General features: G+C 51.8%; 12 protein-coding genes. 10 read left to right on the forward strand and 2 right to left on the reverse strand.

Translation table 11 applies throughout. The annotated features are described in order from the left end of the window. Positions 1-27: 27 nt before the first annotated feature. Positions 28-1,140 carry a 4-hydroxyphenylpyruvate dioxygenase gene (hppD, locus tag BLS62_RS21200; RefSeq protein ID WP_093185478.1) on the reverse strand — a complete coding sequence of 371 codons (1,113 nt, stop codon included), beginning with the start codon at positions 1,138-1,140 and terminating at the stop codon, positions 28-30. Positions 1,141-1,275: 135 nt separating this feature from the next. Between hppD and BLS62_RS21205 the strand changes: the two genes are divergently transcribed. From BLS62_RS21205 to BLS62_RS21215, 3 genes are all read left to right on the forward strand, one after another. Next, positions 1,276-1,743 carry an Lrp/AsnC family transcriptional regulator gene (locus tag BLS62_RS21205; RefSeq protein ID WP_093185483.1) on the forward strand — a complete coding sequence of 156 codons (468 nt, stop codon included), beginning with the start codon at positions 1,276-1,278 and terminating at the stop codon, positions 1,741-1,743. A gap of 117 nt (positions 1,744-1,860) precedes the next feature. Continuing rightward, a complete protein-coding gene (locus BLS62_RS21210; RefSeq protein ID WP_093185488.1) occupies positions 1,861-2,328 on the forward strand; it encodes a DUF1203 domain-containing protein in 468 nt (155 codons plus the stop codon). An 82-nt stretch (positions 2,329-2,410) separates the two neighbouring features. Beyond that, positions 2,411-4,021, forward strand: a complete 1,611-nt coding sequence (locus tag BLS62_RS21215) for a GMC family oxidoreductase (RefSeq protein ID WP_093185492.1) — start codon at positions 2,411-2,413, stop codon at positions 4,019-4,021. A gap of 68 nt (positions 4,022-4,089) precedes the next feature. On the opposite strand, the gene BLS62_RS21220 is transcribed toward BLS62_RS21215, so the two are convergent. Next, positions 4,090-4,776 (reverse strand): helix-turn-helix transcriptional regulator, encoded by a 687-nt coding sequence (locus BLS62_RS21220; RefSeq protein WP_093185497.1) that lies wholly within the window; start codon positions 4,774-4,776, stop codon positions 4,090-4,092. A 144-nt stretch (positions 4,777-4,920) separates the two neighbouring features. On the opposite strand from BLS62_RS21220, the gene BLS62_RS21225 reads away from it, so the two are divergent. The 7 genes from BLS62_RS21225 (at position 4,921) to BLS62_RS21255 (ending at position 12,676) form a co-directional block, all read left to right on the forward strand. Beyond that, the gene (locus BLS62_RS21225) at positions 4,921-5,409 is read left to right on the forward strand and encodes a RidA family protein (protein WP_093185502.1); all 489 of its coding nucleotides are present in this window, start codon (positions 4,921-4,923) and stop codon (positions 5,407-5,409) included. A 283-nt stretch (positions 5,410-5,692) separates the two neighbouring features. After that, complete coding sequence (gene modA, locus BLS62_RS21230) at positions 5,693-6,451, forward strand: molybdate ABC transporter substrate-binding protein (RefSeq protein ID WP_208991007.1); 759 nt, start codon at positions 5,693-5,695, stop codon at positions 6,449-6,451. Beyond that, on the forward strand, positions 6,448-7,152 hold the full coding sequence (gene modB, locus BLS62_RS21235) for a molybdate ABC transporter permease subunit (RefSeq protein ID WP_093185507.1): 705 nt from the start codon (positions 6,448-6,450) through the stop codon (positions 7,150-7,152). Before modA ends, modB begins: the two co-directional genes overlap by 4 nt. Further along, on the forward strand, positions 7,145-8,212 hold the full coding sequence (gene modC, locus BLS62_RS21240; RefSeq protein WP_093185512.1) for a molybdenum ABC transporter ATP-binding protein: 1,068 nt from the start codon (positions 7,145-7,147) through the stop codon (positions 8,210-8,212). The genes modB and modC overlap by 8 nt, the downstream gene beginning before the upstream one ends. Before the next feature lie 117 nt (positions 8,213-8,329). Further along, positions 8,330-10,123, forward strand: coding sequence for a sensor histidine kinase (locus tag BLS62_RS21245; RefSeq protein ID WP_208991008.1), 1,794 nt, complete (start codon positions 8,330-8,332; stop codon positions 10,121-10,123). 19 nt (positions 10,124-10,142) lie between these two features. Then, complete coding sequence (locus BLS62_RS21250) at positions 10,143-11,495, forward strand: sigma-54-dependent transcriptional regulator (RefSeq protein WP_208991226.1); 1,353 nt, start codon at positions 10,143-10,145, stop codon at positions 11,493-11,495. Positions 11,496-11,674: 179 nt separating this feature from the next. Continuing rightward, positions 11,675-12,676 carry a DctP family TRAP transporter solute-binding subunit gene (locus BLS62_RS21255; protein WP_093185525.1) on the forward strand — a complete coding sequence of 334 codons (1,002 nt, stop codon included), beginning with the start codon at positions 11,675-11,677 and terminating at the stop codon, positions 12,674-12,676. Positions 12,677-12,777 lie beyond the last annotated feature (101 nt).

Raw genomic sequence — 12,777 nt, forward strand, 5'->3', positions numbered from 1 at the left:
GCCATCCTCGACTTGATGGTTTTTGACCTACTCAACAGAGTCGGTTTTTAGGACGCCGCGTTGGATTTGGTCTTCCTCAATGCTTTCAAATAGGGCGCGGAAGTTGCCTTCGCCGAAGCCTTCGTCGCCTTTGCGTTGAATGAACTCGAAGAAGATTGGGCCGATGACGGTTTTGGAGAAGATCTGCAGAAGGATCTTCGTCATGCCACCATCGATAACGCCTTCGCCATCAATGAGAACGCCGTGCTTTGCCATGCGGTCTAGCGGCTCATCATGGCCGTTCACGCGCTCAGCACTGCGGTCGTAATAGGTTTGCGGTGGTCCTGGCATGAACTTGAGGCCAGCCTCTGCCAACATATCCGTGGCGTCGTAGATGTCATCCGTGCCAACCGCGATGTGCTGAATGCCTTCGCCTTTGTACTTCCGCAGGTACTCTTCGATCTGGCTGGTGTCATCCTTGGATTCGTTCAGCGGAATACGGATCTTGCCACAAGGTGAGGTGATCGCGCGGCTGACGAGGCCGGTGACGCGACCATCTATATCAAAGAAATGGATTTGCTTGAAGTTGAAGAGCTCGCGGTAGAAAGACCACCACTTATCCATGTTGCCGCGATAGACGTTGTGGGTCAGGTGGTCGAGGTAATAGAAGCTCTTGCCGGTTGGGCGTGGGTCAACTTCATCGATCCAATCGAATTCCTCTGTATAGGCTGAGCCTTTGTCGCCGTACGTATCGATGAAGTAGAGCAGGGATCCGCCAATGCCTTTGATGGCTGGGGCATCCATGGTTTTGTCGGACCCGGTGTAGGCTTCAGCGCCGCAGTTGAGCGCATGTTCAAACGCCTGCTGTGCATCAACCACGCGCCATGCCATGGATGGTGCGCATGGGCCGTGCTCCTCAATGAACCTGGAGGCAAAGCTGTTTGGCTCTGCATTGAGGAGGTAGTTCACATCGCCCTGACGGTAGAGGGTGATGTTTTTGCTCTTGTGTTTTGCAACTGCGGTGTAGCCCATCTTGCGGAAGAGGATCTCCAGCTTTTCAGGCTCAGGGTGCGCAAATTCGACGAACTCGAAGCCGTCTGTGCCAGCTGGGTTTTCTTTTGTGATTTCAGCAGGTGCTGCATCGTGTGGAAACGGGCCCATTTGTTCCTCCTCAAACAAGATAAAATCAGTTTAGAGTTATTCTGAGGTATCTCAGGCGCGACAGGTTTGCGTTCTTACGTAAAATCACGCAGTATATGCACGAAATGTGCGTCATATAAGGATTTGGTGCGATAAATGATTGAGCTTGACCGATTTGACCTAAAGTTACTTGCAGCGCTGCAAGAAGATGCTAGCCAGACCAATCAGGAATTGGGGGAGGTGATTCATTTATCTGCTTCTCAGGTTTCTCGCCGCCGAACGCGGTTGGAGCAGGAGCGGGTCATCCGGCGATACAAGGCCGATCTCTGTCCTGCCTATCTCGGGTTGGATGTGATGGCCTTTGTTGGTGTGGCGCTGGCCACGCATAACAAGGAAAATGCAAGGCTGTTTCGGGATCTGGTGCGCACAATCCCAAGCGTGCAGGAAGCCTACGCCATGACGGGTGACATGGATTACATGCTGAAAATCAGGGTGCGTGATCTGAAGGCGCTGAGTGAGGTCATCAATGATGATCTGTTGCCGCATGAGGCCGTTCAGAATGTGCGCAGCTCTATTGCAATGGACACGTTGAGAGATGACAACCATCTGCCTTTGGGAACGTGAAGCTGGTTTGAGTGCGTGGTCTTGTCTGAAACCCGGCTTTGCTTTTTTACCGCTCGGAAATCGGGTGGCTCATGAATCTCGAAGGTCATAGGTTGCTCCCAACACGAGGAGAACCCTATGACTTTTGTTATTACTGGATTGAGATCTAACGAATTTGAAGCGCTTAACAGCTTGAGCGAGGAAGACCTCGCAGCGCGTCATGTGATCACCTATGTGGCTGACGAAAAGCCCGGATTTCCTTGTCGTGTCACACTGGATGATGCGGAAATTGGGGAGCGGGTGTTCCCTGTGAATTACATGTACCAGCCCAATGAAACGCCTTACAAAGCCTCTCATGCTGTCTTCGTGCGGGAAAATGCAGTGGAAGCTGCGCCTTATGTTGATGAGGTTCCGCTCTCTCTCAGCACCCGTCTGCTGGCTCTTCGGGGATTAGATGCCAACCATCTGATGGTGGATGCGGATATCGCACAGGGTGACGACATTAAGCCCTTGCTGCAGAAATTCTTTGAGAACTCCGAGATTGACTACATCCAGATGCATTATGCGCGGCGAGGATGTTTTGCAGCTGTTGCTCACCGCGAGTGATCTAAACATATCTTCCTAGTGCAATCAGTCAAATCAGTTTCTATCCTAGGTTTAGAGTAGGATTTGGACTTGGGAGAAGGCCATGCGCGCATTGGGAACTTGGGACTATATTGTGGTGGGGGCAGGTTCTGCGGGATGTGTTGTTGCCAACCGCCTGTCTCAAGACCCTGATGTGAAGGTGTTGCTGCTGGAAGCTGGCGGAAATGACAAGCACCCGTGGGTACATATCCCGGTTGGCTATCTCTACTGCATGGGGAACCCTCGCATGGATTGGGGGTTTCAGACCGAGGCCGAGCCGGGATTGAATGGACGTAAGCTGAATTACCCGCGCGGCAAATTGCTGGGTGGGTGTTCCTCCATCAATGGAATGCTGTATTTGCGCGGGCAAGCGCAGGATTATGATGGATGGCGCCAGCTGGGGCTGACTGGCTGGGCGTGGGATGATGTTCTGCCTTACTTCCTCAAATCAGAGGACCATTATGCCGGAACATCTGATGTGCATGGTGAGGGTGGGGAATGGCGCGTTGAAGAGCAGCGCTTGTCGTGGCCTATTCTCGACCGGTTCCGCGATGCCTGCGAAGAGATGGGCATTCCCAAAATCAAAGATTTTAATGGCGGTGACAATTTCGGGTCCTCCTATTTTCAGGTGAACCAGCGCAAAGGGTTGCGTTGGAGTACGGCCAAGGGATTTTTAAAGCCTGTTGTTGACCGGAGCAACCTCAAGGTTGTGACTGATGCACAGGTGACAACGCTCAAGTTTGCCGGGCGGCGTGCATCCGGTGTTTGCATAATGGCGAAGGGCGAGATGGTTTCAGCGGAGTGTACCGGTGAGATCGTTTTATGTGCCGGTGCAATTGGATCGCCACAAATTCTGGAATTGTCTGGTATTGGCTCAGGCGAGCGCCTTAGGTCATTTGGAATTGATATGGTGCTGGACCAGCCACACGTTGGCGAAAACCTTCAGGATCATCTCCAGATCAGAAGCATCTATAAAGTTCAGAATACGGTTACGCTGAACCAGCGGGCGAATTCGTTGGTGGGCAAGGCTATGATTGCGGCGGAATATGCGTTGACGCGGTCTGGCCCAATGTCGATGGCGCCAAGTCAGCTTGGGGTGTTTACGCGCTCCGATAAATCCTATGAAACACCCAACATCGAGTACCATATTCAACCGCTGTCGTTGGAAAAGTTCGGTGAGCCTTTGCATGATTTCCCGGCGATTACGGCAAGTGTTTGTAACTTGCGGCCAGATTCACGGGGCAGTGTTCATATTGGGTCTGGCAATGCGATGGCCCACCCGAAAATTCAGCCGAATTACCTGTCGGAGGAGACTGACCGGCGCGTGGCGGCAGATAGTTTGCGGATGACGCGGAAGCTCATGGAAACAAAGGTGATGCAGGAATTCTCGCCCGAGGAATATCTGCCGGGTGCTCACCTCAACAGTGATGAAGACCTTGTAACGGCTGCGGGCGATATTGGCACCACGATTTTCCATCCGGTTGGAACCTGTTCCATGGGGACGGTGGTTGATGAACGATTGAAGCTGAAAGGCATTGAAGGCCTGCGTGTGGTGGATGCGTCTGTCATGCCGCGCATTGTTTCCGGCAACACCAACTCCCCAACCATCATGATTGCTGAAAAAGCTGCTGACATGATCCGGGAGGATCGTAGAAACTCAGTCGTTTATGCTTAGGTGGTCGCAATGAGAAAATGAAGTTTGTGAATGTCTGTTAATGCGGAACAGCGGACACCGAACTATGGTCATTCACATTCTTTTTCCCGTTCAAAATAATCGCGCAGCAATCCGACCCGTTTAGGACGGAAGAATTCGTCCAAAAATTCAACCGACTTGATCCGATCCAACCGGAACATGCGAAAATCTTCCCGCAGACAACACCAGGAGATCAGGGCCTGCACCTCGCTAAAGAAGTAGATGGTGAGTGGCCAAACTTTACGTTTTGACAGGCGGTCCTTCAAATCCAGATAATCAAGGCAAACCGCTTGTTCATTCCAGATAGCGTCGCGCAGACCCGGGAAATCCGCCTCAGATGTGGGCGTGTTGCGCAGGATGTGGCTGCCGACGGTCGCATGCCGCAACCGTTGGCGCATACTTTGTGGAAGGCTTGCTTCTAACTTCACCAATGCGTTCTGTGCTGCATAGGTGAATTCTGAATTACCAAGTTTGACGACGGTATGCAGACCAAGAGCCAACGCTTCCACCTCATCGGCCTCAAAATGCATTGGCGGCAGTGAAGGGTCTTCAGTTAGCGTATAGCCATATCCCGCTTCCCCATCGATTATCGCGCCAGAGGACCGAAGGCTTTGGATGTCGCGGTAAATGCTGCGCTCCGAAATCTCCATTTCCAAAGCCAGCCTTGATGCGGTTACGGGCGAAGGCAATCGCCGCAATACTTGCATCAGGCGAATTAGGCGATCAGAGCGGCTCACAAACAATCTCCAGTTACAGCTTATTTTTACCTGAATGAGTTTGACTATAACCATACTGACAAGAATTGTCAGGAGCTAATCTGTATCTAGGAGCGGCACAGAGCTGACCAACCAAGTTCTAGTAAATTGGCCAGGGAGACCGGCATGTCGCACTTAAAGAATATTTTAGTAATCGGAGGATTCCTCATAATGTCTACTACTTTTCCAACCACTGCTTCAGCTAATGAGACTGCGGATAAACTCACCATCGTCAATCCACAAAACCTTTATGATCCTTCGGCTAATGGCTATAGCGTATCAGTGATTGCGCCAGCTGGAACCCGGGTCGCCTATATATCTGGACAAGGCGGCGCAGATGAAAAAGGCACTTATTCGCCTGATTTCTCGGTGCAGGTTCAACAGGCCTATGCAAATTTGAAAACGGTTCTTGATGCACTCGATGCGACGCCGGATCAAGTTGCAAAGCTCACAGTCTTTGTGGTTGATCATGAGCCATCGAAACTTGGTGTGTTGACCCAAAACGTCAAGAAGATGTTCGGCGAGACGCTACCGGCACAGACCCTTGTTCCTGTTCCAAAGCTGGCAATTGATCCGATGCTCTTTGAAGTGGAAGCGGTCGTCATTCTGCCATAACCATTACAGGTTTAGCGCTTATTCGCGGCGATTTTAACGTGCTACGTACCCACCAAACCGTCGAGTTCGGCCAAGGACTGGGTTTGGTGGGTAGGGCTCGTTCCCTAAATTAGTCAATACGCGACCTTGTAAGCCAGCATCTGCTTTTCGGGGATATGCTTGACGAAACCTGCTGTGCGCTTGATATGTGTCAGTGGGTCAGCTTGGCTAGGTTCTTATAGTTACAGTTGGACACATGAAATGGAGTGTATCTGTGCTGACTGTTTTCAGGCGATTTTTATGCGTGGCCTTTTTAAGTCTAGTTGTTGCCCTAAGCGGCGGAGTTGCCTCGTTTGCGCAGGAGCCTGAACGTATTCTGGTGTTTGCTGCCTCCAGCCTTAAAGATGTGCTGGAAGATGCTGGTGCTCAATTTGATGCAACCCACAACACGAAGACCGAGTTTTCCTTTGGTGGATCTCAGGTGATCTCTCGTCACGTAGTCGCCGGAGCGCCTGCGGATGTGCTGGTGACAGCTGATGATGCGTGGATGGCATTTGTTGCCAAAAACGGTGCGGTGATTGATGAGAGCGTTGTGGAGCTGGCTTCGAACGGGTTGGTGCTTGTTGGCTCTGCATCTCTACCGGATTTGACTGTTGAGCTGGATGCGGACGCGCTCGCCTCTGTGCTTGCAGATGGCCGCCTTGCAATGGGGGAGCCTGAGACAGTCCCAGCCGGGCGATATGGCAAAGAAGCTTTGACGCATCTGGGCTTGTGGGATGGTGTTGCGCATCACCTTGCACCTATGGACAACGTTCGTATTGCCTTGGCTGCGGCTGCGCGCGGTGAGGTTCCGTTGGCTTTGGTTTATTCCTCTGATGCGAAAGCGGAGCATGGCGTTCGTGTGTTGGCTGAATTTCCGCCAGAGAGTCATCGCAGGATTGTTATTCCGGGAGCCTTGACGACCACCCATTCCAAGAGTAGCGAACAGTTTATGGAGTTTTTGAAAAGTACTGAAGGGCAGGCTATCTTTCAGGCGCACGGTTTCAAAGTGAGTGGCGATTGAGCTTTTATCTAACGGACGCAGAATGGGCAGCTATTACGCTGTCGCTACAGGTTGCCAGCCTTGCAATTGCGATTGCGCTGCCGCCTGCTGTTCTGCTTGGGTACGCTCTCGCCCGTTGGAAGTTTCCTGGACATACGTTGATTAATGCCATTGTGCATTTGCCGATTGTTTTGCCGCCTGTGGTTACAGGTTATGTGTTGCTGGTGCTGTTTGGTCGGCAAGGTGCGCTGGGTAGCTTTTTTGCGGATGCGTTTGGGATTGTGTTTGCGTTCCGCTGGACTGGTGCTGCTTTGGCTGCCGGGATTATGGCGTTTCCGCTCATCATTCGCCCTGTGAAGCTCTCTTTTGAGCTGTCTGATGGTCAGCTGGAAGAGGCGTCGCACTCCCTTGGAACCTCTCGGCTCAAAACGTTTTTGCTTATCACGCTGCCTTTGGCTCTGCCGGGCATTTTGAGCGGGGCTGTGCTTGGGTTTGCTAAGGCCATGGGTGAGTTCGGCGCGACGATCACCTTCGTCTCCAACATTCCCGGAGAGACGCGGACGTTGTCTCTGGCGCTCTATACCGAGATGCAGAGCCTATCCGGTGATGCGGGGGCGATCCGCCTGACCGTTATTGCGGTTGTTGTTTCCATCTCTGCACTGGTGCTTTCTGAGGTGGTCTCTAGGCGCCTTACCCGCAAGTTGGGAGGGCAGCATGATTGACGTCGATATTTCCAGTCAGCTGGGCAATTTTTCCCTGAATGCTAAGTTTGCGGCCAATAGCGGGATTACGGCTATCTTCGGACGGTCCGGGGCAGGTAAGTCCTCGCTCATTCGCATGATTGCGGGTTTGACCGTGCCTGATAAAGGCAGCATCCGGTTGGGTGATCGAGTTGTTTTTGATCGGGATAGCTCCATCAACATACCTATTCAGAAGCGTGGTGTGGGGATGGTGTTTCAGGATTCCCGCCTGTTTCCGCATATGAATGTGGAGCGGAACCTGCTTTACAGCCAATGGGCTGCGGGGCGTAAATCGGCTGTTGGTCTTGCTGAGATTACTGAGCTGCTTGGCATCGCTCACCTTTTGAAGCGCAGGGTATTTGGATTGTCTGGTGGTGAGAAGCAACGTGTCGCCATTGGGCGGGCCTTGCTTTCTGGTCCGCAAATTCTGGTGTTGGATGAGCCGCTGGCTTCGTTGGATGCCTCTCGCAAAGCGGAGATTCTGCCGTATCTTCTCAAGCTCAAGACTGAGTTTGGCATTCCTATGCTTTATGTGAGCCACAGCCTTGGTGAGATAGAGCAGCTTGCTGATACGTTGGTGCTGCTCGATCAAGGCGCTGTTGTTGCGCATGGGCCTATTGCGCAGATGCTGAGTAATCTGGAGTTGCCTCAGTTGGCAGCGGGCCCAGATGCGGGGTCTTTGTTGTTCGCTCAGCTCAGTAGCTATGATGCGCAGTGGCAGATGACGGAGTTTGCGCTGGAAGGGCAGAGACTGCAATTGCCGGGGCAACTTGGCGAGGTTGGGCAAGACGCTCGTATTCGCATCAAAGCCAAGGACGTTGCCTTGGCGCGGTATGCACCTGTTGAAGCCTCTGTGCGGAATGTTCTGGCTGTCAGTATTGAAGGCATTACCGAGACCTCCGGCCCTTATGCGGAGGTTGATTGCCGCGTTGGTGCGCAGCATTTGCGGGCGCGGTTGACCCGGCATTCGGTACATGAGTTGCAACTGGGCGCAGGGCAGCAGGTGTTTGCCTTGATAAAGAGTGTTGCGCTAGACCAGTGATCGGTCACAATCTGGAATTCACAAGACCTGTGCGGCTCGCTTTTTGCGGCTTTGCTGTCAGGCATGTATTGGACAAGTTGCGTGGACCAAAAGAGCAGATCTGAGAGATGGCAGAGAGTGTCTAGCGTCGCACTGGTGACGTTCAGCGTTTTTGCGCTTGTGGTTGCTTGGGTCACGATGCAGCTCAGCAGCCAGTTCTATATGGATGATCTGCAAACGCGTAGTCAGGCAACGCTTTCTGTGCAGTCCGCTGGATTAGAGAAATACCTCGATAAGTACCGTTTGCTGCCGCCTTTGCTGGCGCGCCGCTCTGACATTGTGCAGATCCTTGCCAATGATGAACGCGAACGCGGGCAAAATGTTGCCAAGGTGATTGCCGGTATGTCTGGTGCGCAGGAGGTTTGGTTTCAAAAACCCAATGGTGAGGTTGTTGCTTCTAACCTCCTTGATCATGCCAGCATGGCGCAGCAAGGCACATCTTCATACGCCATTGCGTTGGATGCTGCACGGCAAGGGCGATTGGGGCGGCAATTGGTGTTGTCTCGAAATTATGGCCCTGCAAGTTATGTTTTCATTTCTCCGGTGCGAGACGGCGATCAAGACTTCGGTATTATCGCTGTTCGAGTAAGTCTTGAAGAAGTTGAGCAATCCTGGGCACTTTCAAAGGATAGGTTAGCAGCGGTTGATCAGAATGGCATCGTGGTTGCTACCAATCAGGCCAACTGGCACGGAGAACCTTTGTTTACACGTCGGCCTGCGCGGAGTGGGAGAGGCAGTGTGATCGAGAAAGGCGTGGTCGATCAGCGCTGGTATGATCTGGATTTCCAGCTCGTGCGGTTGAGTCCGCCGTTGAACAAAACCAACTATCAGATGATTGAGCAAAACCTGCCTGTGTTGAACTGGAAGGTGGTTCTGTTTGCCGATACCTCGCAGGTTCGGCAGCAGTCTATGTGGGCGGGTTTGATTGCCTTACTGCTCTGCGTTGTTGGTGGGGGCTTATTCTGGATGGCGGGTGAACGTCGCCGCCGGTTGCTGGAACGTATTCGTCAAGACAAGATTTATGCGGCTCGATTGGAAAAGCGAGTGCATGAACGTACGCGCGAGCTTTCAACGGCAAATGCTTTGTTAGCGCAAGAGGTTGCAGAGCGCGAGGCGGCGGAAAAAGAGCTACAGAAGGCGCAAGCTGGTTTGGTTCAGTCTGCCAAACTTGCGACGCTGGGCGAGATGTCTGCCGCTCTCTCTCACGAGTTTAATCAGCCCCTTGGAGCTATTCGAACTCATTCGGAAAATGCTCAGGTCCTGATTGACAGTGGTAAGTCAGACCGTGCGCTTAAAAGCCTTGGCAAGATTATCGCGATGGTTGAACGTATGGCGGCGATTAGTCAGACGCTGAAGGGATTCACCCGCAAGGCTGGTAGTCAACTAATAGCGGTGAAAGTCTCTGCGGTGATTGGTGAAGTTCTGATGCTCACCGGTCCACGTTGGAAGCAGATGGGTGCGCGCGTTAGTGTTGAGCAGGACGATAAGTCGCTTGAAGTTTTAGCGGGGCAGGTTCGCTTGGCTCAAGTGCTGATGAACCTGATGAGCAATGCGCTTGATGCAATGAAGATGCAGGATGAGCCGACTGTCCGGATCAGTGTTTTGCATCGTGATCAACTCGTTATCATCCGCGTTGAGGACAACGGCCCCGGTGTTCCTGAGGATGTGGCGGCGAACATCTTTGATCCGTTTTTCACAACGAAGGACGTTGGTGAAGGTTTGGGGCTTGGGCTTTCCATCGCCTATAAGATAATTGAAGACCTTGAGGGGCAGTTGCGCTATGAGCGCTCTGAGCTGGGCGGCGCATGCTTTACGATTGAGTTGCGCGATGCAGCGGAACAAACTTTGGGCGATGTCGAGGAAGAAGAATAATAGTATGGACGTATGGGCGATGGATAAAGCAACGATCCTTCTTGTTGATGACGATAAGGATATGCGCGAGGCACTTGTTGAGGGCCTTGAGCTTGCTGATTATCATGTCGTGCCATTCTCGCGTGCTGAGGAAGCCCTCGAACATATTTCCCATGAGTTTTACGGAGTTCTGGTCAGCGATATTCGGATGCCGAAGATTGATGGCTTCGAGTTGATGAAAGCCGCCTTTGAAATCGACAGCGCTTTGCCGGTTGTTCTGATCACTGGCCACGGTGATGTGCCGCTGGCTGTTGAGGCGATGCGGGCTGGAGCCTACGACTTTAAAGAAAAACCGTTTCCTGTCAGCGGATTGGTGGCTGTGATTGAGCGGGCGCTTGAAAAACGGCGACTGACGCTTGAAAACCGCGTGCTGCGTGAAGAACTGGGCAATCTATCTGGATTAGAAGAGCGACTGGTTGGTAAAGCGCCAGCAATGGAGGCTCTTCGTAGTACCGTTATTGCACTTTCGGGAACGGATGCGGATGTTCTTATTCTTGGTGAGACGGGATCGGGCAAGGAAGTTGTTGCACGAGCTCTGCATGAAGAGGGACAGCGCAAAGACGGCCCCTTTGTTGCGTTGAACTGTGGAGCGCTGCCAGCCGATATTATCGAGAGTGAGCTGTTTGGCCATGAGAAAGGCTCCTTTACTGGCGCGAGTGGTCGGCGGATCGGGAAATTGGAACATGCGCATGGTGGAACAGTCTTTCTTGATGAGATTGAATCCATGCCGCTTGATTTGCAGGTGAAGCTTTTACGTGTGTTCGAGACCCGCAGTATTGAGCGGCTCGGGTCCAACAAAGCGATCCCGCTGGACCTTCGATTTGTTGCTGCGAGTAAAGAGGATTTGGAGGCTGCTTCCAATGAGGGGCGGTTTCGGCGAGATCTGTTTTACCGGCTCAACGTTATCACGCTGGCTATTCCGCCACTGCGAGAGCGTTTGGAAGACATTCCTGTGTTGTTTCACTACCTCACCAGAGGCGCGCGTGCGCGGTATCGCAAAGAGATCCCTGATATCACGAGAGAATTTCTTGCTGAGCTGATGCAGCGTGATTGGCCCGGTAACGTTCGTGAACTGCGAAATGTTGCGGATCGGTTTGTGCTGGGTCTTGAAGGACAGATGAAACAACAGGCTGCCAATTCAGGGGAAACCAATGGAGCGAGCGGATCGCTTGCAGAGCGTGTAAGTGCCTATGAGCGTGATGTTATTTCGACTGAGCTGGTTCGTAATGATGGTAAGATCAAACCGACATATGAGGCCCTGTTGGTGTCGCGCAAAGCGCTCTACGAGAAAATGAAAAAGTATGGTCTTGGTAAGGAAGATCACGGGGAATAGAAATGTGTCGAATTCGACACATTGTTTAGATTTTAATGTCACTAATTCGTAACAAATGCACATTCAACAATTAGGTAAATTTCCGTAAGTAGCTGCAAATACTATAAGTATTAAAACTGGCATGCTGCTTGCTAGTAGTATCATCAGGAGCTCGGCTCCGGTCCAATTGGGAGGATACTATGAAAAAGATTATTACTGCTGCGACGGTTGCAGCCGGCATGTTCACCGCTACTCAGGCTATTGCTGCTGAAGCGTGTGACCCAAGTGAAGTCGTTATCAAATTCAGCCATGTTGTATCCGCTACGGGTCACCCGAAAGGTGATTTCGCGACTGCTCTTGCTGAGCGCGTGAACAATGAGATGAATGGCAAAGCCTGTATGCAGGTTTTCCCAAGCTCTCAGCTGTTTGACGATGACAAGGTAATGGAAGCACTGCTGCTGGGCGATGTACAGATCGCTGCGCCTTCCCTTGCAAAATTTGAAGCTTACACTCTCAAGTACCGCGTGTTTGACCTTCCATTCCTGTTCACTGACATGAATGCAGTCAACAACTTTACTCAGGGCCCTAAAGGTCAGGAACTTCTGGGTGCGATGTCTGACATCGGCTTTGTTGGTCTTGGTTATGTTTACAACGGTCTGAAGCACTTCTCCGCTAACAAGCCTTTGTTGACCCCTTCTGATGCGACTGGCCTGAAATTCCGTACACAAACGTCTGACGTTGCTGTTGCGATGATTGAAGCAATGGATGCCAACGCGCAGAAGCTTGCGTTTAAAGAAGTTTACGGCGCATTGCAGACTGGCGTTGTTGATGGTCAGGAAAATACTTGGTCCAACATCTACACCAAGAAATTCTTTGAAGTTCAGGACGGTGTGACAGAAACCAGCCACCAGCTGCTGTCTTACCTTGCTGTGACGTCTCAGGAGTGGCTCGATAGCCTTGATCCTGCTGTTCGTGAGCAGTTCCTTACTATCTTCACTGAAGTGACCAACGAAGCGAATGCTCGTTCTTCTGCTATCAACGAAGCGAATAAAAAGAAGATTGTTGAAGCTGGTACTGTGGTTCGCACTCTGACCCCTGAACAGCGTCAGGAGTGGGTTGATACCATGAAGCCTGTATGGGGCAAGTTTGCTGAAGACATCGGTCAGGATGTGATCGACGCTGCAGTCGCAGCAAACAACTAATCCAATACATTTTGACTAGGTTTGTCCGGCAGTGCGCCGGACAAACTCTCAAATACCACAATGGTGTCTTTCCTCGTGCCGCAACACACTAGGAAATGAGA

Origin of the sequence: Pseudovibrio sp. Tun.PSC04-5.I4, assembly GCF_900104145.1 — a bacterium.
Taxonomy (GTDB): domain Bacteria; phylum Pseudomonadota; class Alphaproteobacteria; order Rhizobiales; family Stappiaceae; genus Pseudovibrio.